The following is a 24,169-nucleotide window of genomic DNA, read 5'->3' as shown; positions in this document are numbered from 1 at the left end:
GTTAACTGGACCATCACAATGCAGGTGAACTGTATCTACTGTTATGGACGCCCGAGGAGGATCATTGGCATCAGTTAAATCACTACTCAATGCCGCCACAAGCGGAAGGAAGCACATCATGGAACGTACCCTCAGTTCCGGTCTGGTTTTCGAAAGCAACGCTCAACAATCCAAAGCTGCCCTGCCACTGCGCCTGTTGGCCAACCTGGTTCTGTGGCAACGTCGTATCTCCAGCCGCCATCAACTGGCTCGTCTGGACGCTCGCCTGCTGGCTGACGCCGGTATCAGCGAAGCACAACGTTACGAAGAGCTGAGCAAGCCTTTCTGGCGTTAATGCAAGGCCCGCCGGCCAAGGCCGGCACCGAATTCCGAAAAACCCGTCGCAGGTGACTGCTGACGGGTTTTTTCGTTCTGGAAGGCGCGGGCTAGAGGGATTTGAAGGCCGACAGATACAGTTTTCAGATTTATAAAATCAACCATAACAGTTATATCGACCGGCGCTTCGCTTGTTACGTGTTACGCTTTTTCCAACAGGGTTTTATGCCACGCGTAGCGCAACCGGCTGAGCGTGCGTCTGACAGTTGCTGGACCCAAGTCCTACCTCAGGAGATAGACCATGATCCGTACCCGTCTGCTGGGCGCCGCACTCTTGCTGGCCCTGGCTTCCACCGCCCACGCCACGAGCTTCATCGTCACCACCGACTCCCTGGTCGGTGCACTGAAAGCCTCTTCCGACGCCACGTCCGACGTGACCTCGTCGTTCCGCGACAACAAGATCGTGCGTGCCGCCCGTGACGACGCCGCCAGCTTCGTCGCCAGCAACGGCGATATCCGCGGAGTGAAACTGGAAAGCGCCTTCGCCCATATCCGCCAGCAACTGCCGACCCTGCAAGCCAGCGACGCACAACTGGCCCAGGCGATCCTGGCGCTGTAGGCCTGACACACCAGGCAACACCCTGCAAAACAGCCGGGCCAACCGCTCTGGCCCGGGCTGATGCCATGGGATAGCCTTGGACACCTTGTGTTTCCAAGGGCCATCTCTTTCCATGCGTTATGTGTTTTTGCTGCTTGCACTGTTCGGGTCCACAACGGCGTTCTCGACAACGGCCGAGGCCTTCGACATGACCACCGCCGCCAGCGTTATAGGCGGCTACGCCACCAGCCAGGTGACCAGCGCGCCCTTCGACCGCAAATGGGTGCAGGCCGCGCGCGACGATGCTGCGGCCTACGTCGCCAGCGATGGCCAGCTCCGTGGCGCACGGCTGGAATCGGTCATTGGCCGGCTACGCCGGGAAAACCCCGATCTTCATGCTGGCGACCTTGAACTGGCGCAAGCAATTCTCGTCCAATGATCACCCCTGTTTCTCCGGAGAAGTTCCATGCGTAACCCGCTGATCGCCGCCACCCTCGGCTTCCTTCTGCTGGCCGATGTGGCCCAGGCACATACCCTGGTGGCCACCAGCAATATCATCGTCCGTGCCTTTGGCCGCTCGATCGATTTCACCTCGGACACCACCACCTCGATCCGTGATTCCAAGGTCGTTCGCGAAGCCCGTGACGACGCGGCCAGCTTCGTCGCCAGCAATGGCGATATCCGCGGCGCACAACTGGAAGCCGCCTTCAACACCCTGCGCCAGCGCGTCCCCGAAGCGCGCGACGCCAGCGACCAGGTACTCGCCGAAGCCATCCTCGCGCTGTGAAATCACTCCGTGCCTGGCTGCTGGGCGGCGTACTCGCGCTGCTCGGCAGCCCCGCCGTGGCCGATCTGCAATTGCATTTGCAAGGTGACGGGCTGAGCGCGGCCCAGCGCCAGGCGACCCAGGCATTGCTGGATGAAGCGCTGGAAAAACTGCCATCCAGCTTCAAGACCCGACTCGACCGCAGCGTCACCATCAGTTGGGACTCGCGCATGCCGCAGGATGCGTACGGCCAGGCTTCGCTGGTGTCGACCCTGGCCCTGAACCGTCGTCTCCTTGACAGCCTCACCGACGGCAGCGCCGCCACGCAGAAGACCGGTCGTCCCCACGGCACGGTGCGCGAAGAGCTGCTGGCCACCGTGCTCCATGAACTCACCCACATCTACGACCGCGCGCGGCTCTGGCCGGCGGACCAGCGTCGCCTGATCGTCCAGTGCCAACGCCAGCTCGATAGCCAAGGCAAGGTCGGCCTGCGTGACGAATGCCGCGGCCAGCCAGGGCGCCGCTTCACCCTTAGCGACGATCCGCGCCTGCTCGACCTGGCCGGCTGGCCGCAATATGTCGGTCGTCGCGGCGAGCGCGAGCAGGAAAACCACCAGGACGTACGCACCCCGGACAGCTACGAGCTGAGCAGCCCCAAGGAATTCATCGCGGTCAACATGGAGTATTTTCTCCTCGACCCGAGCTACGCCTGCCGTCGCCCGGCACTGCACGCCTACCTGAGCGGACATTTCGGCTGGGCGCCGGAACATCCGCCCTGTGCGGCAGAGCTGCCTTACCTCAACGCCGGCAATGACTTCGCCAAGCAGCCCCTCGGCTACATCGACCCGGAGCGGGTCTATTCGGTGGACTACCTGCTGGCCGAAGCCAACCAGAACTGGGTCAGCCGCTGGGGCCATAGCATGTTGCGCCTGGTGATCTGTGCGCCGGGTCGCCCGCGAGGCCCGGATTGCCGGCTGGACCTCGACCAGCATCTGGTCCTGTCGTACCGCGCCTTCGTCAACGACGTGCAATTGTCCAGCTGGGACGGCCTGGTGGGCTCCTATCCATCGCGCCTGTTCGTGCTGCCGCTGGGCCAGGTCATAGACGAATACACCAAGACCGAGCTGCGCAGCCTGTCCTCGGTGCCGCTCAAGCTGTCCCGTCCGGAGCTGGAAAACCTGGTGCGCCAGGCCCTGGAGATGCACTGGAGCTACGACGGCAACTACTTCTTCCTGTCCAACAACTGCGCGGTGGAAACCCTCAAGCTGTTGCGCAGCGGTACCGCCAACCGGCAACTGACCAGCCTCGACAGCATCATGCCCAACGGCCTGCTGGAAGTGCTCAAGGGCCGCGGCCTGGCGGACACCCGTGTGCTCGACGACCCGCGCGAGGCGCTGCGCCTGGGCTACCGCTTCGATTCCTACCGTGATCGCTTCGAGGCCATGTTCCAGGTGTTGAAGAAACAACTGCCGATTCCCCAGGCAACGGTCGAATCCTGGCTGGAACAAAGCGCAGAGCAGCGCCGTACCTGGTTCGAGCGCGCCGATCTGCGCACCAGTGCAGCGATGCTGCTGCTGGAACAGGCCGCCCTGCGCCGGCAATTGCTGCTGGCCCAGGACGAGGTCAAGCAGCGCTATCTGAGCGGCCGCTCGCAGCAGGACGGACGGGTCGACAAGGCCAACCGCACGTTGCAAGAGATCCTGGCCAACAGTGGCTTTCTCAGCAAACCGGCCGAATTGCTGGGGCAGGGCGGCTACGGGTTGCCCCAGGCCCAGGAGCGCGAGCAGTTGCTGGACAGCAGCCGCGAGCGACAGGCCCGGTTGCAAAGCCTGAGTACCGATCTCGACAAGGAAGCCCGGGCGTTGCTCAACCCCGAGCGCGACAAGGAAATCCGCGCCGTGGAAACCAACGCCAAACTGATCGGCAACCACCTGCGCGCCCTGCACAAGGCGGCCGGCGGCCTGGAGCTGCCTTGATTACAGCGATTCGTGCTCCTCACCAGGCAGGTGCTCGTCCAGATGCAGCCAGGGCAGGCGGCTGACCGTCCAGATATGCCGGTCGGGGCGGACCGAGGCCGGGTCGTCGAGGGTAGCGATGGTGATATCGATGGTTTCCGGGCTCAGGTCGGTGGTCAGGGCCAGATGGGCGCCACAGCGGCTGCAGAAGTAACGCACGCAACTGGCGGACGAGTCGTAGCGCTGCGGAGTGCCGGTCAGCCATTGGAAGGCAGAACAGGGCACCGTGGCCCAGGTGATCAGCAAGCCGCCGGAAACCTTGCGACAGATCGAGCAATGGCAATGGGCGACATCGGTCAGCGGGCTTTCGACCCGGTAGCGCAGGGCGCCGCAATGGCAGCCGCCTTCCTGGTGTTGGCTCATTTTCGTTGGGCACTCCTTCGCAGTATTCAGTGATTTTTCCAGTGGTCTCAAGGGCCTCATCGCTGGCAAGCCAGCTCCCACAGTGACCGAGCCTATGGGAGCTGGGAGGCTCTCAAGGTTCAAAATGAAGCTTTCAGCATCGAAAGCTGGCTGAAAGCTTAGGCCCTTAGCATCGCCTCACCACCGGCAAAACGACCGGCGCGCCAGGGCACCCGAAATCAGGATGCCCGGCCTATTCAACAAGAACAATGGTGATTCCGATGTCCTTCCGTACCGTCCTGCGCCCGCAATTCCCGCCGTTACTCCAGCCCCAGCGCCCAACCCGCTGATCCGTCCGTTTCGTCCCGTCCCGACGCACCTACGCCTGGAGTACCCCCATGCTGACCTTCCTCGGCTTCGCCATGGTCATCACCTTCATGTACCTGATCATGACCAAGCGCCTGTCGGCCTTGATCGCGCTGATCCTGGTACCGATCCTGTTCGCCCTGTTCGGCGGCTTTTCCAGCAAGATCGGCCCGATGATGCTGGAGGGCATCAGCAAGCTGGCGCCTACCGGCGTGATGCTGATGTTCGCCATCCTGTATTTCGCCCTGATGATCGATTCCGGCCTGTTCGATCCGGCCGTACGCAAGATCCTCAAGCTGGTCAAGGGCGACCCGCTGAAAGTTTCGGTCGGCACTGCCGTGCTCGCCCTGGTCGTGTCCCTCGACGGTGACGGCGCGACCACCTACATGATCTGCTGCGCCGCCATGCTGCCGCTGTACAGCCGCCTGGGAATGAGCCCGCGGATCATGGCCGGCCTGATCATCCTGGCCGGCGGGGTGATGAACATGACCCCCTGGGGCGGCCCGACCGCCCGTGCCGCCAGCGCCCTGCATGTAGACCCTTCGGACATCTTCGTGCCGATGATCCCGGCCATGCTCGCCGGTGTCGCCGCCATCCTGGTGATCGCCTACTGGTACGGCAAGCGCGAGCGCGCCCGCCTCGGTGAGCTGCACTTGCCCGGCGACGAGATCGACCACAGCGAAATCTCCGTGTCCCAGTACCCGGATGCCCGCCGTCCGAAGCTGCTGTGGTTCAACGGCGCCCTGACCGCAGCGCTGATGGCCGCCCTGATCGCCGGCCTGCTGCCGCTGCCAGTGCTGTTCATGATCGCCTTCAGTATCGCCATGATCGTCAACTATCCCTGCCTGCAACAGCAGAAGGATCGTATCGCCGCTCACGCCGGCAGCGTCCTGGCGGTGACCGGCCTGATCTTCGCCGCAGGTATCTTCACCGGCATCCTGTCCGGCACCGGCATGGTCGACGCCATGTCCAAGAGCCTGCTGGCAGTGATCCCGGATGCACTGGGCCCGTACCTGGCGGTGATCACGGCGATCGTGAGCATGCCGTTCACCTTCTTCATGTCCAACGATGCCTTCTACTACGGGGTACTGCCGGTGCTTTCGGAAGCCGCCAGCCACTACGGCATCTCGCCAGTGGAAATGGCCCGCGCCTCGATCGTCGGACAGCCGGTGCACCTGCTCAGCCCGCTGGTTCCCTCGACCTACCTGCTGGTGGCCCTGGCCGGTATCGAGTTCGGCGATCACCAGCGCTTCACGCTCAAGTGGGCGGTACTGGTCTGCCTGTGCATAATGTTCGCCGCGCTGCTCATGGGAATTTTTCCGCTGTTCAGCAGCCTCTAAGTAAACGGGATTCAACCAACCTGTCGCGCGCCGCTGCGGTGCGCGACGCTTTACGCTCGAAGGAACACACATGGAATGGCTGACCAACCCGGAAATCTGGGTTGCCCTCTTTACCCTGACCGCACTCGAGATCGTGCTGGGCATCGATAACATCATCATGATCTCGATCCTGGTCAGCCGCATGCCCAAGCACATGCAGCAACGCACGCGGATCTTCGGCCTGGCCCTGGCCATGGTCACGCGGATCCTGCTGCTGCTGTCGATCACCTGGGTCATGCGCCTGACCGACGATCTGTTCGTGGTCTTCGACCAGGGCATCTCGGGGCGAGACCTGATCCTGTTCTGTGGCGGCCTGTTCCTGTTGTGGAAAAGCTCGCAGGAAATCTTCCACGGCCTGGAAGGCGAGGAAGAGAGCAACGAGGAGCCGGCCGGCGGAGCAGGGGGCAAGTTCCTGTTCACCATCGTGCAGATCGCGATCATCGATATCGTGTTCTCCCTGGACTCGGTGATCACCGCCGTGGGCATGGTGTCCCATGTTCCGGTAATGATCGCCGCGATCGTCATCGCTGTACTGGTGATGATGCTCTGCGCCAAGGCCATCAGCGAATTCATCGACAAGCATCCGTCGCTGAAGATGCTCGCCCTGTCGTTCCTGATGGTCGTGGGTACCGTGCTGATCGCCGAAGCTTTCGACGTGCATGTGCCGAAGGGTTACGTCTACTTCGCCATGGCCTTCTCCCTGGCGGTGGAAACAATCAACATCCGCATGCGCACGGCCATTGCGAAAAAGCGTGGCGAGCAATAAGCCGACGCGGTGAAACTTCGCGCAGGCATCCCGGGTCAGTAATACTGGCCCGTCATTGAATCAAGGCCCCCGTCGGGGCCTTTTTTCATTCCAGGTCGTGGCAAAACCGCTGGCGCCATGGCTTTCAGCGGGCTAAAGCTTAAAGGGAGCACTGGAAACAACCGCCGTATTCACGGCCAGGCTCCGAGCGTCGTTCATTTTTTCCCCATGGGGCACCGCAAACAGGGGGCCCAGCATGCTGACCCTGCTCAATCTATTGTCAGCCGTCGCCCTGCTGATCTGGGGCACGCACATCGTCCGGACCGGGATCCTGAGGGTCTACGGCTCCAACCTGCGCCGGGTCATTGGCCAGAACATGGCACGCAGGCCGCTGGCCTTCATTGCCGGCATCCTGGTCACGGCCATGGTGCAAAGCAGCAACGCCACGGCCATGCTGGTGACCTCGTTCGTCGGCCAGGGCCTGATGGCGCTGACCCCGGCCCTGGCGATCATGCTCGGCGCCGACGTCGGTACCGCGCTGATGGCCCGGGTGCTGACCCTCGACCTGTCGTGGCTGTCGCCGCTGCTGATTTTCCTCGGGGTGATCTTCTTCCTCTCGCGCAAGCAGACCCGCGCCGGCCAGCTTGGTCGCGTCGGAATCGGCCTGGGCCTGATCATCCTTGCCCTGCAACTGATCGTCGAAGCCGCCACCCCGATCACCACGGCCCAGGGCGTGAAGGTGCTGTTCGCCTCGTTGACTGGGGACATCCTGCTCGATGCCCTGATCGGCGCGCTGTTCGCCATGGTGTCCTACTCCAGCCTGGCTGCCGTGCTGCTCACCGCTACCCTGGCCGGTGCCGGGGTGATCGGGCTGCCGGTGGCGATCGGCCTGGTGATCGGCGCCAATATCGGCAGCGGCCTGCTGGCTTTCATCAGCACCAGCATGCAGAACACTGCCGGGCGCCAGGTGGCCCTGGGCAGCCTGCTGTACAAGCTGTTGGGGCTGCTGATCACCATTCCGCTGCTGCACCCCCTGGTCGACTGGATGGACAGCCTGAGTTTTCGTCCGCAGGAGCTGGTGATCGGTTTCCACCTGCTCTACAACACCCTGCGTTGCCTGACCCTGCTGCCCACCGTCAACCTCATGGCCAAGGCCTGCACCTGGCTGATGCCGGACCGCCCGGACACCAATGGCCGCACCGCCCCGCGCCACCTCGACCCGGCCGCCCTGGCGACTCCGAGCCTGGCCCTGGCCAACGCCGTGCGCGAAACCCTGCGTCTCGGTGATCTGGTCGACAGCATGCTGGAAGCCATGAACGGCGTACTGCGGGGCACCAAGACCACGGTATCGCAGGAGATGCGCAGCCTTAGCGAAGATATCGAGGCGCTGTACAACGCGATCAAGCTGTACCTGGCGCAGATGCCCCGGGAAGACCTCAGCGAACAGGACAGCCAGCGCTGGGCCGAGATCATCGAGCTGGCCCTTAACCTGAAGATGGCCAGCAACCTGATCGAACGCATGCTGCGCAAGATCCAGCAACAGAAGACCTCGCAGCGCCGCGAGTTCTCCGAGGTCGGCCTGGAGGAACTGACCGGCCTGCATGCCCAGTTGCTGGCCAACCTGCGCCTCGGCCTTTCGGTATTCCTCAGCGCCGACCCGGAGAGCGCGCGCCAGCTGCTACGGGAAAAACGCCGCTTCCGCGCCCAGGAGCGACGCCTGGCCCACGCCCATGTCAGCCGCCTGCAGCGCAAGGTGGTGCAAAGCATCGAGACCAGCGCCCTGCACCTGGAATTGATCGCGGACATGAAAAGATTGAATTCATTGTTCTGTAGCAGTGCCTATGTGGTACTCGGGGGTAACGACACTGGCGGTCTGCTGATCGACAGCGTGCCGGATGAAATCCACTCACCGTGACCCCGTACCGCATCGACCTGGTCAAGGAAGTTCTGCATGCGTTGCCTGATATTCGTCTGCCTGTTGCTGGGTTGTGCCCCCGGCTTTGCCCTCGATCGCAACCAGGTCGAGGGGTATCTGCTGCCCAACGGGCTGCAGGTGCTGCTCAAGCCCGGTTATGAACGGGATCATGTATCGATCCGCCTGGTGGTCGGGGTCGGCCTCGACGATTTCCCGTGCGAGCAGAAAGAGCTGCCCCACCTGCTCGAACACCTGCTGTTCAGCGGGATCGACGACAGCGGCGAAGGTGGCCTGGAAAAGCGCATGCAGGCCCTTGGCGGAGAGTGGAACGCCTACACCAGCAACACCGATACCACCTTCGTCATCGAGGCCCCGGCGCGCAACCAGCGCAAGGTTCTCGACCTGCTGCTGGCGATCCTCCAGCGCACCCGGATCGACGAGCAGGCCGTGGCGCAGTCCAAGCGCATCATCGAACGGGAAGACGGCGGGCATTACTCTCATCTGCAACGCTGGCTCGATCGCCAGGACATCGGCCAGCGCGCCAGCAGCCAGCTGGCGATAGAACTGGGGCTCAAGTGCGCCGAGCGCTCCGATATCCACGCCATGACCCTGGACCAGGTCGAGGAAATCCGCAAAGGCTGGTACGTGCCGAACAACATGACCCTGATCGTCGTAGGTGGTCTCGACCGGGTCCTGCCGGCCTATCTGGAGCGTGCCTGGGGCGAGCTGGAGCCCGGCGAGCCTGCCGAGCGCCGGACGCTCGATGGCGTCACGCGCCAGGCCGAGAGCAATCGCACCCTGGTTCGCGGCGTGCTGGGCAACAGTGCGCGGCTGAGCTGGCTGTTCCTCGAACCTGTACTGGACAACGAACACGACGAAACCCTGGAGCTGCTGCAGCGCTACCTGGACTGGGCGTTGTACAGCGAACTGCGGCTCGAACACGGGCTGTCGTACGGGCCATGGAGCCAGCGCGAAAGCTTCGGCGACAGCGGCATGCTCAGCCTGAATGCCGATCTGGATAGGGACCAGGTGGAAGACGCGGAAAAGGTCATGAAGGCAATGATCGAGCGCCTGCGCAAGGAAGGGCTGGATCCGGCGACCTTCGAGCGGGTCAAGGCGGCGGCGATTGCCCGGGAAGCCTGGACGACCCAGGGCAACAGCGCACTGGCGGATTACTACTGGGGCGCCTTGAACAGTTATGCCGATGGCAGGTTCGTCGATCCGGCGCAGCGGCTGCGCGGGGTGAGCCTGGACGAGGCCAACCAGGCGATGCGCGAAGTGTTCAAGGAAGCCGGATGGGTAAGGGTGGAAAAGCCGTTGCTCGGGTATGACGAACTGTTCTGGATCGGGGTGCTGGGGGTTGTGCTGGTCGTGGTCGGGGCGGGCATCTGGTATCGGCGGCGGGCTTGAGGGCCCTATCGCCGGCAAGCCAGCTCCCACACGGACCTTGTGGGAGCTGGCTTGCCAGCGATGAGGCCCGAACAGGCAAAAACCAAGGTATCCTTGTAACCGTATTTTTCAGCCTCAGCGAACACCCCAACATGCCAATCTACATCCAGCGCATCATCGAGCTGATCAAGCGCTACCCCGGGTCATCGCACTTGGCGGTTTCGTTTCCGGTATCGGCAGTTTCATCCTGGTCGATCGCCAGGAGAGCCTGGCCAGCTGGGTCGCGATCCTGATGCTGGTGAGCTGGGTCTGGCTGATGCTGGAAAACACCTTCACCGAATTCTTCGCCCGCATCTTCAAGCGCGAGATTCCGCAGCCGCTATTGCGCTACGCAACGCAGATGATCCACCAGGAAAGCCTGTTCTTTGTCCTGCCGTTCTTCTTCGTCACCACCACCTGGAACAGCGGCCAGGCGATCTTCACCGGGTTGCTCGGCGCTGCCGGGCTGGTCTCGATCATCGACCCGCTCTACTACAAATGGGTCGCACCACGGCGCTGGCTGTTCCTCGCCCTGCATACCCTGACCCTGTTCGCCGCAATGCTCACGGCGCTGCCGATCATCCTCCACCTGACCACCGCCGAGAGCTTCAAGCTCGCCCTCGGCGTCGCCATGCTGCTGTCCTTCCCCAGCCTGATCAGCAGCTTCCCGGTCAATACCGCGCGACGCGCCATCGCCCTGGTGCTGGTGACCCTGGCCATCGGCGGCGCCGGCTGGCTGCTGCGCTCCTGGGTGCCGCCGGCTACCCTGTGGATGACCGAAGTCGCGATCACCACCGATGTCCGCGACCGCACGCCGAGCGAGAGCCTCAGGGAGGTCAACGCCAGCCAGATCCGCAGCGCCGGGCTGTACGCCTACACCGCGATCAAGGCGCCGCGCGGGCTGAACGAGCGGATCTACCACGTCTGGCAACTCAACGGCAAAGAAGTGGACCGCATCGCCCTGAACATCAACGGTGGGCGCAAGGAAGGTTATCGCGCCTGGACCCACAAGCAGGTGTTCCCGGCCAACCCGGTCGGGCGCTGGCAAGTGCGGGTGCTGACCGAGGACGGCCAGGTAATCGGTGTGCTGCGCTTCCGGGTTGTGGACGACGGTCAAGCACCGGCGGCACAGTGACGCTATGCTGTGCGGCGCATCCAGGGATAGACGCAGCCCATGACCAGCACTTCCAGCCCCGCCAACGTCACGCTCGATACCAGCCAGAACCCGGCCTGCCTGCGCCTGGACGGTGACTGGACGCTACCCCACTATGCCGGCCTCAAGCACGCCATCGCCGCCTTGAGTGGCCAATACGACCAGACCACCCGCATCGACCTGGACCGGCTCGGCAAGCTCGACACAGCCGGCGCCTCGCTGCTCGTCGAGCTGCTGGGCCCGGCCCGGGTGGCGCAACTGGACCAGTGCAATGCACTGCCCGAGGCCAGCCGCCATCTGGTGCGCAGCGTGCAGGCCTCGCTGACAGAGTTCTGCATCCCGCCCCGCGTCCCGCAAGTGCCGGTGCTGACCCAGTTGATGGCGCGCATCGGCTGCGCCGTGGATACCCTCTGGCAGGACTCGCGCCAGCTTCTCGGCTTCATCGGCCTGATCGTCACCACCCTGGCGCGCCGCGCCCTGCAGCCCAGGCGCTGGCGCATGACCTCGGTGGTCGCCCATATCGAGCAGACCGGCCTCGACGCCGCGCCCATCGTCGCCCTGCTGACCTTCCTGGTCGGCGCGGTAGTGGCCTTTCTCGGCGCCACGGTACTGGCCAGCTTCGGCGCGAGCATCTTTACCGTGGACCTGGTGGCGTTCTCCTTCCTTCGCGAATTCGGCGTGCTGCTGACCGCCATCCTCATGGCCGGGCGCACCGCCAGCGCCTTTACCGCACAGATCGGTTCGATGAAGGCCAACGAGGAAGTGGATGCGATCCGCACCCTCGGCCTCGACCCGGTGGAGCTGCTGGTGATCCCGCGGGTGCTGGCCCTGCTGATTTCCCTGCCGTTGCTGACCTTCCTCGCCATGATCTGCGGCATCGTTGGCGGTGGTGTGGTCTGCGCGCTGTCGCTGGATATCTCGCCGGCCATGTTCCTGTCGCTGCTGGAAGACGATATCGGCGTGCAGCATTTCCTGGTCGGCCTGGCAAAGGCGCCGTTCTTCGCCTTCCTCATCGCCTCCATAGGCTGCCTGGAAGGCTTCAAGGTCAGTGGCAGCGCCGAGTCGGTCGGTGCCCACACCACCTCGGCGGTGGTGCAGTCGATCTTCGTGGTGATCATGCTCGACGCCGTGGCTGCGCTGTTCTTCATGGAGATGGGCTGGTGAGCCGGGCAGACGACCGCGAGGCGGTCATCCAGGTGCGCGGCCTGTGCAACCGCTTCGGCGCACAAAGCGTGCACGAGCAGCTCGACCTCGACCTGTACCGCGGCGAGATCCTTTCCGTGGTCGGTGGATCGGGCAGCGGCAAGTCGGTGCTGCTGCGCAGCATCATCGGCCTGCGCCGGCCCAACGAGGGCACGGTGAAGGTGTTCGGCCAGGACCTGCTGGAGGCCAATCCGACCGAGCGCTCGCTGATCGAACGACGCTTCGGCGTGCTGTTCCAGAAGGGCGCGCTGTTTTCCTCGCTGACCGTGACCGAGAACGTCGCCCTGCCGCTGATCGAGCATGCCGGCCTGAGCCGCGACGATGCCGAGCACCTTGCCGGGGTCAAGCTGGCCCTGGCCGGCCTGCCGCAGTCGGCGGCGGACAAATACCCGGCCTCGCTGTCCGGCGGCATGATCAAGCGCGCCGCCCTGGCCCGCGCCCTGGCCCTGGACCCGGACATCCTGTTCCTCGACGAGCCCACCGCCGGCCTCGACCCCATCGGCGCAGCGGCCTTCGACCAGTTGATCCTGACCCTGCGCGATGCCCTGGGCCTGAGCGTGTTTCTCATTACCCACGACCTCGACACCCTCTACACCATCAGCGACCGGGTCGCGGTACTGGCGCAGAAGAAAGTCCTGGTGGCCGCCCCCATCGATGAAGTGGCCGGCTACGACGAGCCGTGGATCCACGAATATTTCCATGGCCCGCGTGGCCGTGCGGCGCTCGATGCCGCCTCAGCGCTGAAGGAGAAGTGAGATGGAGCCACGTGCGCACCATGTAATGATCGGAATGGTCACCGTGCTGGTGGTCGCCGCCGCCATGCTGTTCGGCCTGTGGCTGGCCAAGGCCAGCGTCGATGCCACCTTCAAGGACTACGAGGTGGTCTTCAACGAGGCGGTGACCGGCCTGTCCAAGGGCAGCGCCGTGCAATACAGCGGGATCAAGGTCGGCGATGTGATCAGCCTGCGCCTCGACCCCGAGGACCCGCGCCGGGTCCTGGCGCACATTCGCCTCAATGCCGAGACCCCGATCAAGCAGGACACCCAGGCCAAGCTGACCCTGACCGGCGTCACCGGCACCTCGCTGATCCAGCTCAGCGGCGGCACCCCGGAAAGCCCGCCGCTGGTGGGCAAGGGCGGCAAGCTGCCGGTGATCGTCGCCTCGCCATCGCCCATCGCCCGCCTGCTGACCAACAGCAGCGACCTGGTGACCAACATCAACCTGCTGCTGCACAACGCCAACCGGCTGTTCTCCGAGGACAACGTCAACCGCCTGAGCGCCACCCTGGAGAACCTGGAGCAGACCACCGGCGCGGTTTCCGCCCAACGCGAGGACATCAGCCTGGCGATCAAGCAGATGGCGACCCTCGGGCAGCAGGCGGGCGCCGCCCTGCAACAGACCGGCGACCTGATGCGTAACGCCAATCAACTCCTGGCCAAGCGCGGGCCGGACATCTTCGACAGCGCCGACCAGACCATGCAATCCCTGGCCCGGAGCACCGCGACCCTCAACGCCATGCTGGAAAGCAACCGCGACGCCATCGACAGCGGCGCCCAGGGATTCCGCGACCTGTCCCCGGCGATCCGTGAACTGCGCGACACCCTCAATTCCCTCAAGGCCATTTCCCGCCGCCTTGAAGCCAACCCCAGCGGCTACCTGCTTGGCCGTGACCAAAGCAAGGAGTTCGAGCCATGAGACTCGCCAGCCGTCTGTCCCTGGCACTGCTGATCAGCATGAGCGGTGCCTGCTCGATCCTGCCCAAGGCGGAGAACGCCGAGGTCTATCGCCTGCCGGCGCATACCGCGCACTCCAGTGCAGCGCCAGTCAGCTGGTCGCTGCGGGTGAACAAGCCGATCACCAGCGACGCGCTGGACATGCCGCGCATCGCCGTGGTGCCGCAGGGCAACGTGATCAGCACCTACAAGGGCGCACGCTGGACCGACCCGGCCCCGGCGCTGTTGCGTAATCGCATCCTCGACGCCTTCCAGCGCGACGGCCGGGTACCGCGCCTGAGCGCCGATGACAGCAACCTGCAATCGGATTTCGAGCTGGCAGGCGAGCTGCAGGCGTTCCAGAGCGAATACACGGCGCAGGGCGTCGAGGCGGTGATTCGCCTGGATGCGCGGCTGGTGGACGGGCGCACCCAACGCATCCTGGTCAGCCGGCGCTTCGAGGTGCGCCAGGTGCTGGGCGACAAGAACGTGCCGACGGTGGTCGACGGCCTTGGCCAGGCGACCGACAAGGCCATGGCGCAACTGCTGGGCTGGACCGTGGCCCAGGCCAGCCGGTATCAGCCGAAGAACCAATAGCAGACGGCGATCGCGCCCAGCACGCCGGCCAGCTCGGCAAGCAGGGCGCAGCCCACGGCGTGCCGGGTGCGCTGGATGCCGACGGCGCCGAAATACACCGCCAGCACGTAGAAAGTGGTTTCCGTGCTGCCCTGCACGGTGGCCGCGACCAGCGCCGGGAAGCTGTCGACGCCGTGGGTCTGCATGGTTTCGATCAACATCGCCCGCGCAGCGCTGCCGGAGAACGGCTTGACCATGGCGGTAGGCAGGGCATCGACGAAGCGGGTGTCCCAGCCGAGCCATTCCACCGTGTGGCGAATGCCCTCCAGGCCGAACTCCAGGGCCCCGGACGCGCGCAGCACGCCAACGGCGCACAGCATGGCGACCAGGTACGGCAGCAGGTTCTTCGCCACATCGAAGCCTTCCTTCGCACCTTCGACGAAGGTTTCGTACACCTTCACTTTCTTCAGCGCACCGATCAGCAGGAACAGGATGATCAGGCCGAACAGGGTCAGGTTGCCGAGGATCGACGACAGGCTGGCCAGGGCACTGGCCGACAGCCCGGCGAGGATGGCCATGAAGCCACCGAGCAGCAGCGCACCGGGAATCAGATAGGCGAGCACCACCGGGTCCCACAGGCGCAGGCGCTGGACGATGGCCACCGAGAGCAGGCCGACCAGGGTCGAGCAACTGGTGGCGAGCAGGATCGGCAGGAACACCAGGGTCGGGTCCATCGCGCCTTGCTGGGCGCGGTACATGAAGATGGTCACCGGCAACAGGGTCAGGGACGAGGCATTGAGCACCAGGAACAGGATCTGCGCGTTGCTCGCCGTGGTCGGGCTCGGGTTCAGTTCCTGCAGGGCGCGCATGGCCTTGAGGCCGATTGGGGTGGCAGCGTTGTCCAGGCCCAGGCCGTTGGCGGCGAAGTTCAGGGTGATCAGGCCGAGGGCGGGATGGCCGGGCGGGACTTCCGGCATCAGGCGGCGGAACAGCGGGCCCAGGACCTTGGCCAGCCATTCGACGATACCGGCCTGCTCGGCGATCTTGAGAAAGCCCAGCCAGAGGGTCAGGGTGCCGAACAGCAGGACCATCACCTCCACCGAGAGCTTGGCCATGGCGAAGATGCTTTCCACCATCGCCGCGAAGATCCCGGCATTACCGCCTACCAGCCATTGCCCCAGCGCCGAAATGGCCGCCACCACGAAGAAACCAAGCCAAAGGCCGTTGAGCATCCGAACGAACTCCCCTCAAAGATGGGCTGAATGATAGCGGGCTGGTCGAGTGTTGTGTTGGGGCTGATGGCCCTATCGCTGGCAAGCCAGCTCCCACAGGTAGGGTGTTGTGGGAGCTGGCTTGCCAGCGATAGGGCCCTGGTAGACAACGAAAAAGCCCCGACAATGCGGGGCTTCTTCATTCAGCGCGGTACAGGACTCAGGAGTTGACGGTCTTGCCCGCCACCACGGCTTCCTTGCTGCGCCAGTGTGGCAGGGAGTTCCAGTACTTCTGGCCTTTTTCGGCGTCGTACATGCCTTCCCAGCGAGCGATCACCAGCACCGCCAGGGCATTGCCGATCACGTTCAGGGCGGTACGCGCCATGTCCATGATGCGGTCGACACCGGCGATGAAGGCCAGGCCTTCCAGCGGAATGCCGACACTGCCCAGGGTCGCCAGCAGTACCACGAAGGACACGCCCGGCACTCCGGCGATACCTTTCGACGTGACCATCAGGGTCAGCACCAGCAGCAGTTGCTGGCTGATCGACAGGTCGATGCCATACAGCTGGGCAATGAAGATCGCCGCGATGCTCTGGTACAGGGTGGAACCGTCGAGGTTGAACGAGTAACCGGTCGGCACCACGAAGCTGCAGATGGCCTTTGGCGCACCGTAGGCTTCCATCTTCTCGATGACCCGCGGCAGCACGGTTTCAGAGCTGGCGGTGGAGTAGGCCAGGACCAGTTCGTCCTTGAAGATGCGCATCAGCTTGATGATCGAGAAGCCGAACAGACGCGCCACCAGGCCCAGCACCATGAAGGCGAAGAAGGCGATGGCGAAGTACACCAGCAACACCAGCTTGGCCAGCGGCAGCAGCGAGGCGAAGCCGAAGTTGGCGACCGTTACGGCGATCAGCGCGAACACGCCGATGGGGGCGTAGTTCATGATCATGTGGGTGACCTTGAACATGGCTTCGGAAACGCCCTGGAAGGTCTTGACCAGCGGGTCACGGATGTCCGCGTTGAGGCTCGACAGGCCCAGGCCGAACAGTACCGAGAAGAAGATGATCGGCAGCATTTCACCGCGCATCAGCGCCGCGAAGATGTTCGACGGGATCAGGTTGAGGATGGTTTCGATGAACGCATGCTCGTGCTGCACCTCGGCGGCTGTGGCCTGGTACTTGGAGATATCCACGGTGCCCAGGGTGCTCATGTCGATGCCGGCGCCTGGGTGGAACAGGTTGGCCAGGACCAGGCCGACGACGATGGCGATGGTGGTCACCACCTCGAAGTAGATGATGGTCTTGAGGCCGATACTGCCAAGTTTTTTCGCATCCCCAACCCCGGCGATACCCACGATCAGCGACGAGATCACGATCGGGATGACGATCATCTTGATCAGGCGAATGAAGATGTCACCGGCGGGTTGCAGCACGTTGCTGATCCACCATGCCTTTTCTGCACTGAAATGATTCAGCAAGGCGCCGATGGCGATACCTAGTACCAGACCGATAAGGATCTGCCAGGCGAGGCTCAGTTTTGCCTTCTTCATGTCTTTACCTTTTTGTTCAAGTGGACACGGGCATTGCGCTGTAACCGGCGTTCCAGAGCGGCTTTTAGCCAATCTGGAGACTTCTTCGGCAACAGTCAAAGGCACCGCAGAAGGTTGCTGCCAACGAACCGGGACGGTCGCTGGCTGGCGAAAAAAGGCGCAACTATTCAGGCGGGAGGGGGTGCAGTCTAATGCCGTAAACGAGTAGCCCATGCCGAATCGGCATGAGATTTTGAGCGGAAATCAAGCGTCGGAAGAGGTTTTTCGCGAGCTGTTCGGAATCCCGAATAGGACCGATCCGCCATATTTCGGCAGATTCACAGGATGTTTAATGGATAGACGCTATCAGCGTTCGACAATCCGAATGGGCGAAAAAGGCCTTCGATCATGTAGGAAAATTGGCAAAAAAATTTTCGTCGACAGACGAACGGATGGCAGATTTGCCATCTGTCGGGACAAGGTGCTGCCGGGACAGCACGGTCAGGATCTTCCATTCACGGAACATCCCCGACTGACTGATCCCGGCATTTGCTTTCCTGACCCGGCCCTCGACGGAGGCACTCCTTGTACCCCTAGGCTGCTCCGAACTGCATCGATCAGAGCTGCCCGGCCCCTTGGTCATGCACCCACCGTCCTCGGGAGGGCGCAACATAGAAGCGTGAACACAGGAAAGGTTCAGCTTCTGTCACGGCACCGACGCGCGGTCGCGCCTCAGTACCAGTTCGGATCACGTTTGAGCTGTTCCCTGAGCATGGCCTGCATGCCTTCGTCGGGATCACCGAGCCAACGGTAATCGGCATGGCGGGTCGGCGACTTGTCGCCCGGTAGCCCTTCCGGCACCTCCACCAGCATTCCGTAGGCTTTCTCCTTATCCCAACGGAAAGCGACGATCAAACGCTTGTTCAAGCACTTGCCGGCGCTTTCGCACAGAGGGCCGACCAGGTACTTGTCACCATCTTCCTCGACGGCGGACATCTGCAACTCGGACACTCCGCTCAGGTTGAGCACCCAATCGGGCAGTCGTTCTTCTTTCTTGACCACGTCCTGCCAGGTTTCCCGATACTCGGGGTCCGTGCCGAGCAATTCACTGGCCCGGACCTGGCCGTCATTGGCCGCCATTGCCGCCGAACCGCCGGCCATCAACAGGCCGGCGACCAGGGCGCTGCGTATCACGCCTTTCATTGGCTTCAGCCTCGACCGCGACGACCAAAGAAGAACGAAGCCACGAACAGCACCAGGAAGACAATGAACAGGATCTTCGCGATACCGGTAGCGGCGCCGGCGATACCACCGAAGCCCAGCACAGCGGCGACAATGGCGATGATCAGGAAGGTAATGGCCCAACTCAACATGGTGATACTCCTTCTGTTTTGGAAACGTTCCCGGTCCGCATGCGGTCAAAAGACCCAGCGCTGTACCGGAGCCGGCGTCGAGTCATCGACACTGGCGGCCGGCAGCACCTGCGAGCGCATGATCGGAGTGGTTTGCAACGGGGCGGCGCGGCTTTCATGGATGCGCACCACCTGCACGGCGAGCTGGCTTTCGACCTTGCTGGCCTGCCAGGCGTGATAAAGCTGACCGGCGACCAGGGTCAGCAACAGCGCCAGCACAAGAAACAGCGCCTGACGCAAATGATGTGGGGATATAAGCACCAGGGCGGCGGAAGTGCGTTTCATGTGCCGGGCTCCTCTTGCTGCATGTTCGTTATGACCTGGAAGGGTCATTGCAGCCTGCATGCCAGCCTTCGGCAGCTTAAATTATTCTTATAAATCAATAAGTTATGATTTGACCGAAATGGCCTGGGAACGCATCCTGCACGATGCCCCTGCGGCGGTCGTGCTTTTTGCATGGTGAAACGCCGGTTTTTCAACGTCAGAAATCCCGACGGTGGACGAAAAACGGCGAGCTAGCATGGAAGGGAAAGAATGAATCAGAATCTGCCATGCAACTTGCACGATTTTTCCGACACTAACCAAGATAATTCCCAAGGAGCGCAGGAAATGGAGTCAGCCCCGGAGCCTCAAGGCCGCATTCTGCTGGTGGACGATGAGTCCGCCATCTTGCGTACCTTCCGCTATTGCCTGGAGGACGAGGGCTATACCGTGGCCACCGCCAACAGTGCGGCCCAGGCCGAGACCCTCTTGCAGCGTCAGGTCTTCGACCTGTGCTTCCTCGACCTGCGCCTTGGCGAAGACAACGGCCTCGATGTGTTGGCGCAGATGCGCATCCTCGCGCCCTGGATGCGCGTGGTCATCGTCACTGCCCACTCGGCCGTGGACACTGCGGTGGATGCCATCCAGGCCGGCGCCGCCGATTACCTGGTCAAGCCATGCAGCCCTGATCAGCTGCGCCTGGCTACCGCCAAGCAACTGGAGGTGCGGCAACTCTCGGCGCGCCTGGAGGCCCTCGAAGGCGAGGTGCGCAAACCCAAGGATGGCCTCGATTCGCATAGCCCGGCCATGATGGTGGTGCTGGAAACCGCACGGCAGGTAGCAACCACCGATGCCAACATTCTTATCCTCGGCGAGTCCGGCACCGGCAAGGGCGAACTGGCCCGCGCCATCCATGGCTGGAGCAAGCGCGCACGCAAGGCTTGCGTGACCATCAACTGCCCGTCGCTGACCGCCGAACTGATGGAAAGCGAGCTGTTCGGCCACAGCCGCGGCGCCTTCACCGGCGCCAGCGAAAGCACCCTGGGCCGGGTCAACCAGGCCGACGGGGGCACCTTGTTCCTCGACGAGATCGGCGATTTCCCGCTGACGCTCCAGCCCAAGCTGCTGCGCTTTATCCAGGACAAGGAATACGAGCGGGTCGGCGACCCGGTGACACGCCGCGCCGACGTGCGCATTCTCGCTGCGACCAACCTCAACCTCGAGGACATGGTCCGCGAAGGCCGCTTCCGCGAAGACCTGCTCTATCGCCTCAACGTCATTACCCTGCACCTGCCGCCGTTGCGCGAGCGCAGCGAAGACATCCTGACGCTGGCCGAGCGCTTCCTTGCCCGTTTCGTCAAGGAGTACTCGCGCCCGGCCCGGGCCTTCAGCGATGAAGCCCGTACCGCGCTGCTCAATTACCGCTGGCCGGGGAACATTCGCGAGCTGCGCAACGTCATCGAACGGGCCAGCATCATCTGCGCCCAGGAGAAGGTCGAAGTCAGCCACCTCGGCATGGCCGAACAGCCGGCCAGCAACGCGCCGCGCATCGGCGCGGCATTGAGCCTGGATGAACTGGAGCGGGCACACATCGGCGCGGTGCTGGCCACCAGCGATACCCTCGACCAGGCGGCCAAGACCCTCGGCATCGACGCCTCGACCCTGTATCGCAAGCGCAAGCAGTACAACCTATGAGATGGGCGATGAAGCTGCGGACACGGCTGTTTCTAAGCATTTCCGCGCTGATCACCGTCGCACTGCTCGGCCTGTTGCTGAGCATGGTGAGCGTCCAGCAGATGGCCAGCTCGCAGCAGACGATGATTCGCAACAATACCTTCGTCCTCGACATGGGCCTGAAGCTGCGGCAGAACCTCAGCGAACAGTTGACCCAGCTCCTCGACGACGGCAGCGACCCACGCGTCCTGGCGGACCTGCAGGCGCAGTTCCAGCAGTTGCTCGATGAAGGCATGCAGCATGAAAGCCAGTTCAGTGACAACGAACAGGAGTTTTCCAAGGCCAATGCCAAGTACCAGGACTTTCTCCAGCAACTGAAGGCCGCCGCCTCGCCGGCACGCAGCCTGAGCGTCGACGAACCGTTGGGCCAGGCTTTCAGCGAGCTGCGCGCCACGCTGATTGCGTACCACAAGCAGGCGGTGGAACAGATCCGCGATGCCGAGAAGATCTCCGGGATCGCGCGGTGTTGATGTCGGGCGTGCTCGGGCTGGTCGCACTGGCCGTGCTGGCGCTGGGCTTTTTCACCGCCCACGGCATCGCCCGGCGCTTCGGCCAGCCCATCGAAGCGCTGGCCAGCGCCGCCGACCAGGTCGGCCTGGGCAATTTCGACGTGACCCTGCCGGTGACTTCTGCCCTGGAAATCAACCAGCTGACCAAGCGCTTCGGCCTGATGGCCGAGGCCCTGCGCGAGCATCAGGCAACCAATGTCGATGAGTTGCTGGCCGGCCAGCAACGCTTGCAGGCGGTGTTGGACAGCATCGACGACGGTCTGCTGATCATCGACCGCCAAGGCCGTCTTGAACACCTCAACCCGGTAGCCCAGCGCCAACTGGGCTGGGACGACTCCCGCACCGGCAGCCCCCTGGGCGAGGCATTGCAGCGCCCCGAACTGGACCAGCAACTGCACCTGATCCTGCGCGGCGGCAGCCTGGAGCGGGTCCCGGAAGACCTGCACCTGGAGATCGACAAGGAAAACCGCGTCCTGACCTACAGCCTGACCCCGGTGTGTCGCCCGGACGGGCAGATCCTCGGTGCCGTGATGGTGCTGCACGATGTCACCGAACAGCGCGCTTTCGAGCGAGTGCGCAGCGAGTTCGTCCTGCGTGCCTCCCACGAATTGCGCACACCGGTCACCGGCATGCACATGGCCTTCGGCCTGTTGAAGGAGCGGGTCAAATTCCCCGAGGAAAGCCGCGAAGGCGACCTGCTGGATACCATCGGCGAGGAAATGCAGCGCCTGACCCAACTGATCAACGATCTGCTGAACTTCTCGCGCTACCAGAGCGGCCAGCAGAAGCTCGAGCGCAGCGTTTGTGCCCTCGACGATCTGCTCGAGCGCGCCCGTGTGCGCCACGCCCAGGCCGCAGCGGCCAAGCAGATCGAACTGCAACTGGAATTGGGCTCGCCCTTGCCACGGATCCAGGCGGACATCGCGCAACTGGATCGGGTCATGGACAACCTGCTGGACAATGCCATCCGGCACACGCCGAAGAACGGCAATATCCGACTGCAGGCCCGTCGGCACGGCGAGCGGGTGATCGTCAGCGTCGAAGACAGCGGCGAAGGTATCGCCTACAGCCAGCAAGGACGTATCTTCGAGCCTTTCGTCCAGGTCGGACGCAAGAAGGGCGGCGCCGGCCTCGGCCTGGCCTTGTGCAAGGAAATCGTGCAGTTGCACGGTGGGCGTATGGGCGTGTATTCGCGGCCGGAACACGGGACCCAGTTCTACATGGCCCTGCCGGTCTGATCAGGCTTCGTCGTCGATCCGCCGAGGCCCGAGGCGGCGACCGCGAGTAATGAGTTCGGCGAATTGCCGCGCGTTCAGCGGATGGGCGAACAGCCAGCCCTGGCCATAGTTGACCCCCTCGCTGTTAAGCAGCACGGCCTGTTCCTCGTACTCGATCCCCTCGGCGATCACCCGCAACTGCAGGGCGTGGGCCATGCGAATGATATGCGGGGCGACACCGCTGCTGGCCGCGTCATGGCCGAGGGCGTCGATAAAGGCCTTGTCGATCTTCAGGCAGTCCACCGGCAAGGTTTGCAAATAGGCGAGGCTGCAATAGCCAGTGCCGAAATCGTCGATCAACACCTGATGGCCCAGCGCCCGGAGCGCCTGAAGGTTGTCCCGCGCTATCGCCACATCGATCAGGCCACGCTCGGTCACCTCGAAGGCGATCTGGCTGGCCGCCACATGATGGCTCGCCAGCAGGCGCGCGGCGACCCGATCGATACGCGGCACCATTACGTCGCATGCCGCGAGGTTGACCGAGACGTACAGTTGCGGATTGGCGCGTAGCAGTTGACCCAACTGATCGAACACCCGCTGCAGGACAAAATCAGTGATCTGGCGGATCTGCCCGGTATTTTCCGCCAGCGGGATGAACAGCTCCGGACTGGTCAGGGTACCGTCCGGGCGGCGCCAGCGCACCAGGGCCTCAGCGCCGACACAGCGACGACTGGCCAGTTCGAATATTGGCTGGTAGAGCACCTGCAATTCGCCCCGGCGCAACGCGCCCTGCAACTGCGAACTCATGGAGCGGCTTTGCTGCATAAGTTGCAACACCGCCCAGCCGATGCACCAAGCCAGCAGCAGGCTGCCGGGAAACAGCAGCCAAAGGGCACCGCTCATCTTCAGCGGCTGGCTGACACGCGGGGCAATCAACACCAGTTGGTAATCCGGTGATCGGGTCGGCATTCGATAAAGCAGGCGGTCGGGCAGCTCGATCAGGGCGGTTTTCGAGCTTGGCGGCCAATCGCCGCTGGGCGGTGGCCAAGGTTGTACGGGCCCAAGAACCGGCACGGCACGGGTACCCTGGTCGAGAACGACCAGCAGGCTGCCGCCGGCGGGCAGATCGACTACATCGGTGAGATGTCCGCGAGAGGTGGAAACGCGAAACGGCCCGCGACCGAGGATCAATGCCGCACGGTTATCGTCCGGTTCGGTGCTGGTATTGAGCCAATAGCTATAGGTCGGGCCGCGAATATCCGGGGGCGGCAAGGACTGGAAGGTGCGATCGCCGAGGCGGCTGGAACAGATCTGTCGATCATCGATATAGGCCGCCTCGAACACGAAGCGATTGTTGAAGGCGACCTGTTGCAAAGCGGAATACATTTCGAAGCTGCAGCCGCGCACGGGCTGTTTGTACAACTGGTCGACGCCCTGTCGGAGCTGACCGAAGATCTGCTCGAGGCGCTCCAGGAACCGCTCACCGCGGGCGTTCATGCGCTCGCTTTCATTGACCTGCACCTGGTGCATGGCCAGGCCCAGGCTGCCCAGCAGAAGCAAAAAGGCGCTTGCCGAGGCTGCCAGCGAGGCCAGGAGCCAGGGTCTATATAACAGGCCGCGTAACAGCTGGAGGGCAGGCGACATCGGAAATATCCCGTTTCATACCAAAGGTATAGCAACTTGGTTGGATATCGTCCTGGCCGTTTGGCGGGGTTTTGACGGTGAAGCTTCTTGCAGGCGACCTCTGCCCCCTGTGGGAGCTGGCTTGCCAGCGATGGGGC

General features: G+C 63.3%; 21 protein-coding genes and 2 pseudogenes. 16 read left to right on the top strand and 7 right to left on the bottom strand.

The annotated features are described in order from the left end of the window. Window positions 1-118 precede the first annotated feature (118 nt). The 5 genes from CSV86_RS26160 (at window position 119) to CSV86_RS26140 (ending at window position 3,655) form a co-directional block, all read left to right on the top strand. On the top strand, window positions 119-334 hold the full coding sequence (locus CSV86_RS26160; RefSeq protein ID WP_009403437.1) for a DUF1127 domain-containing protein: 216 nt from the start codon (window positions 119-121) through the stop codon (window positions 332-334). 282 nt (window positions 335-616) lie between these two features. Then, window positions 617-934: a DUF2388 domain-containing protein gene (locus tag CSV86_RS26155; RefSeq protein WP_009403436.1), complete on the top strand. Its 318-nt coding sequence runs from the start codon at window positions 617-619 to the stop codon at window positions 932-934. A gap of 112 nt (window positions 935-1,046) precedes the next feature. Further along, window positions 1,047-1,352, top strand: a complete 306-nt coding sequence (locus CSV86_RS26150; protein WP_009403435.1) for a DUF2388 domain-containing protein — start codon at window positions 1,047-1,049, stop codon at window positions 1,350-1,352. 27 nt (window positions 1,353-1,379) lie between these two features. Continuing rightward, on the top strand, window positions 1,380-1,700 hold the full coding sequence (locus CSV86_RS26145; RefSeq protein WP_009403433.1) for a DUF2388 domain-containing protein: 321 nt from the start codon (window positions 1,380-1,382) through the stop codon (window positions 1,698-1,700). Beyond that, window positions 1,697-3,655, top strand: a complete 1,959-nt coding sequence (locus CSV86_RS26140) for a DUF7844 domain-containing protein (protein ID WP_009403431.1) — start codon at window positions 1,697-1,699, stop codon at window positions 3,653-3,655. Before CSV86_RS26145 ends, CSV86_RS26140 begins: the two co-directional genes overlap by 4 nt. On the opposite strand, the gene CSV86_RS26135 is transcribed toward CSV86_RS26140, so the two are convergent. After that, window positions 3,656-4,057 carry a GFA family protein gene (locus CSV86_RS26135; RefSeq protein ID WP_009403429.1) on the bottom strand — a complete coding sequence of 134 codons (402 nt, stop codon included), beginning with the start codon at window positions 4,055-4,057 and terminating at the stop codon, window positions 3,656-3,658. It abuts the gene before it with no gap. 377 nt (window positions 4,058-4,434) lie between these two features. Here CSV86_RS26135 and CSV86_RS26130 point away from each other — a divergent pair, with 377 nt between their 5' ends. The 9 genes and pseudogenes from CSV86_RS26130 (at window position 4,435) to CSV86_RS26090 (ending at window position 14,534) form a co-directional block, all read left to right on the top strand. Further along, window positions 4,435-5,742, top strand: a complete 1,308-nt coding sequence (locus tag CSV86_RS26130; protein ID WP_009403428.1) for a CitMHS family transporter — start codon at window positions 4,435-4,437, stop codon at window positions 5,740-5,742. A 70-nt stretch (window positions 5,743-5,812) separates the two neighbouring features. Beyond that, the gene (locus tag CSV86_RS26125; RefSeq protein WP_009403423.1) at window positions 5,813-6,547 is read left to right on the top strand and encodes a TerC family protein; all 735 of its coding nucleotides are present in this window, start codon (window positions 5,813-5,815) and stop codon (window positions 6,545-6,547) included. Window positions 6,548-6,782: 235 nt separating this feature from the next. After that, complete coding sequence (locus tag CSV86_RS26120) at window positions 6,783-8,441, top strand: Na/Pi cotransporter family protein (RefSeq protein WP_009403422.1); 1,659 nt, start codon at window positions 6,783-6,785, stop codon at window positions 8,439-8,441. 36 nt (window positions 8,442-8,477) lie between these two features. Then, window positions 8,478-9,851 carry a M16 family metallopeptidase gene (locus CSV86_RS26115; protein ID WP_009403420.1) on the top strand — a complete coding sequence of 458 codons (1,374 nt, stop codon included), beginning with the start codon at window positions 8,478-8,480 and terminating at the stop codon, window positions 9,849-9,851. A 131-nt stretch (window positions 9,852-9,982) separates the two neighbouring features. After that, window positions 9,983-11,004 (top strand): annotated as a pseudogene (locus CSV86_RS26110) (DUF5924 family protein). Window positions 11,005-11,043: 39 nt separating this feature from the next. Beyond that, window positions 11,044-12,186 carry an ABC transporter permease gene (locus CSV86_RS26105; protein ID WP_009403414.1) on the top strand — a complete coding sequence of 381 codons (1,143 nt, stop codon included), beginning with the start codon at window positions 11,044-11,046 and terminating at the stop codon, window positions 12,184-12,186. Beyond that, window positions 12,183-12,980 carry an ABC transporter ATP-binding protein gene (locus CSV86_RS26100; RefSeq protein WP_009403413.1) on the top strand — a complete coding sequence of 266 codons (798 nt, stop codon included), beginning with the start codon at window positions 12,183-12,185 and terminating at the stop codon, window positions 12,978-12,980. The genes CSV86_RS26105 and CSV86_RS26100 overlap by 4 nt, the downstream gene beginning before the upstream one ends. A 1-nt stretch (window position 12,981) precedes the next feature. Further along, complete coding sequence (locus CSV86_RS26095; protein ID WP_009403412.1) at window positions 12,982-13,920, top strand: MlaD family protein; 939 nt, start codon at window positions 12,982-12,984, stop codon at window positions 13,918-13,920. Continuing rightward, window positions 13,917-14,534 carry an ABC-type transport auxiliary lipoprotein family protein gene (locus tag CSV86_RS26090; protein ID WP_009403411.1) on the top strand — a complete coding sequence of 206 codons (618 nt, stop codon included), beginning with the start codon at window positions 13,917-13,919 and terminating at the stop codon, window positions 14,532-14,534. Before CSV86_RS26095 ends, CSV86_RS26090 begins: the two co-directional genes overlap by 4 nt. On the opposite strand, the gene CSV86_RS26085 is transcribed toward CSV86_RS26090, so the two are convergent. The 5 genes from CSV86_RS26085 to CSV86_RS26065 all read right to left on the bottom strand — a co-directional run bounded on the left by CSV86_RS26085 (window position 14,516) and on the right by CSV86_RS26065 (window position 18,952). Next, a complete protein-coding gene (locus CSV86_RS26085; RefSeq protein WP_009403410.1) occupies window positions 14,516-15,745 on the bottom strand; it encodes a spore maturation protein in 1,230 nt (409 codons plus the stop codon). The two genes, CSV86_RS26090 and CSV86_RS26085, sit on opposite strands and share 19 nt — an antisense overlap. Window positions 15,746-15,944: 199 nt before the next feature. Continuing rightward, a complete protein-coding gene (gltP, locus tag CSV86_RS26080; RefSeq protein WP_009403409.1) occupies window positions 15,945-17,276 on the bottom strand; it encodes a glutamate/aspartate:proton symporter GltP in 1,332 nt (443 codons plus the stop codon). Between the two features lie 711 nt (window positions 17,277-17,987). Beyond that, window positions 17,988-18,458: an inhibitor of vertebrate lysozyme family protein gene (locus tag CSV86_RS26075; protein WP_009401689.1), complete on the bottom strand. Its 471-nt coding sequence runs from the start codon at window positions 18,456-18,458 to the stop codon at window positions 17,988-17,990. A 5-nt stretch (window positions 18,459-18,463) separates the two neighbouring features. Beyond that, the gene (locus CSV86_RS26070) at window positions 18,464-18,628 is read right to left on the bottom strand and encodes a DUF1328 domain-containing protein (protein ID WP_009401691.1); all 165 of its coding nucleotides are present in this window, start codon (window positions 18,626-18,628) and stop codon (window positions 18,464-18,466) included. Between the two features lie 45 nt (window positions 18,629-18,673). Next, entirely contained in the window at window positions 18,674-18,952 is a 279-nt protein-coding gene (locus CSV86_RS26065) for a hypothetical protein (RefSeq protein WP_009401692.1), read from the bottom strand. A gap of 324 nt (window positions 18,953-19,276) precedes the next feature. Here CSV86_RS26065 and algB point away from each other — a divergent pair, with 324 nt between their 5' ends. Both algB and CSV86_RS26055 read left to right on the top strand, forming a co-directional pair. Then, window positions 19,277-20,623 (top strand): sigma-54-dependent response regulator transcription factor AlgB, encoded by a 1,347-nt coding sequence (algB, locus tag CSV86_RS26060; protein WP_009401694.1) that lies wholly within the window; start codon window positions 19,277-19,279, stop codon window positions 20,621-20,623. After that, window positions 20,620-22,409, top strand: a pseudogene (locus CSV86_RS26055) (KinB sensor domain-containing domain). The gene algB and the pseudogene CSV86_RS26055 overlap by 4 nt, the downstream one beginning before the upstream one ends. On the opposite strand, the gene CSV86_RS26050 reads toward CSV86_RS26055, so the two are convergent. After that, window positions 22,410-24,032, bottom strand: coding sequence for an EAL domain-containing protein (locus CSV86_RS26050; RefSeq protein WP_009401696.1), 1,623 nt, complete (start codon window positions 24,030-24,032; stop codon window positions 22,410-22,412). Window positions 24,033-24,169: the final 137 nt, after the last annotated feature.

This window comes from Pseudomonas bharatica CSV86, from assembly GCF_000319305.2.
Lineage (GTDB): Bacteria > Pseudomonadota > Gammaproteobacteria > Pseudomonadales > Pseudomonadaceae > Aquipseudomonas > Aquipseudomonas bharatica.
Note: the sequence above shows the minus strand (reverse complement) of the source record. Positions and strands in the feature narration are given on the sequence as shown.